The organism is Psychrobacter sp. 1U2, assembly GCF_051847575.1.
The window spans coordinates 1-1,002 of the sequence record NZ_JBPYDC010000523.1 but is presented as its reverse complement, the minus strand read 5'-3'; the positions used below and the strand labels follow the sequence as shown (position 1 = coordinate 1,002).

At 46.5% G+C, this 1,002-nt stretch carries 1 protein-coding gene; it reads right to left on the bottom strand.

The genetic code is table 11. The features are described 5' to 3' along the window. Window positions 1–788: glutamate--tRNA ligase (gene gltX / locus ACS8FD_RS17035; protein ID WP_439276714.1), on the bottom strand; the 788-nt coding region annotated here is incomplete at its 3' end. Between the last annotated feature and the right edge of the window lie 214 nt (window positions 789–1,002).

Genomic DNA, 1,002 nt, shown 5'->3' with positions numbered 1-1,002 from the left:
TTTGATTTGTCCGGGTTACGCAGTAATGGCATGTGGCAAAGGGTCGGCATCTCCCAGCCAAAATACTCATAAAGCAGCTGATGTTTGGGTGCTGAGTTTAGCCATTCTTCGCCGCGCATGACGTGACTGATGTCCATTAAGTGGTCATCAACGACGTTGGCAAGATGGTAAGTTGGCATGCCGTCGGTTTTTAGTAAGACCTGCATGTCTACTTGCTCCCAAGGAATCTCAACAGTACCGCGTAGCATATCCTCAACGCGGCAGACGCCTTCGGTTGGTACGCGCATACGAATCACATGTGGTTGATCTAATGCGACAAGCCCAGCAACTTTATCAGAAGGCAAATGAGCACAGCGACCGTCGTAACGCGGGGTCTCGCCATTGGCCATTTGTTGAGCACGCATCGCATCTAGCTCTTCGCTGGTACAAAAACAACGAAATGCATCGTCGCTATCTAATAGCTTGTTTGCATGTTCTTTATAAATGTCACTACGCTCGCTCTGACGATAAGGGGCATGCGGGCCACCGATGTCTGGACCCTCGCTCCAATCTAGACCGACCCAGCGTAGGGCGTCCAAAATCATCTGCTCAGATTGCTCCGTTGAGCGCGTTTGATCAGTGTCTTCGATACGTAAAATAAACTCGCCACCATGCGCTTTAGCAAAGGCTAGATTAAATAGTGCAATATAGGCGGTACCCACATGAGGAAAGCCAGTAGGAGAGGGCGCTATACGAGTGCGGACAGGACGCGTGCCGTTAACAGTGGTTTGGGTAGAGGTTTGCATGATAAAGTTCTCAAAAAGTTATTTATGATGAAAAGTGACAATCAAAAGTACGCGTGAGTAAGAAATACGAATGAATAGACGTTAAAGTAGAAAAATAGCGTAAAATATAGCGCTAGTATAACAGAGAGACATGATATTTTTAACGAAAAGGCCTTCTAGCGCTTGACTACAGATGTATCCTTGCGATAATAACGCTAGACAAGTCATAACTTGTTTA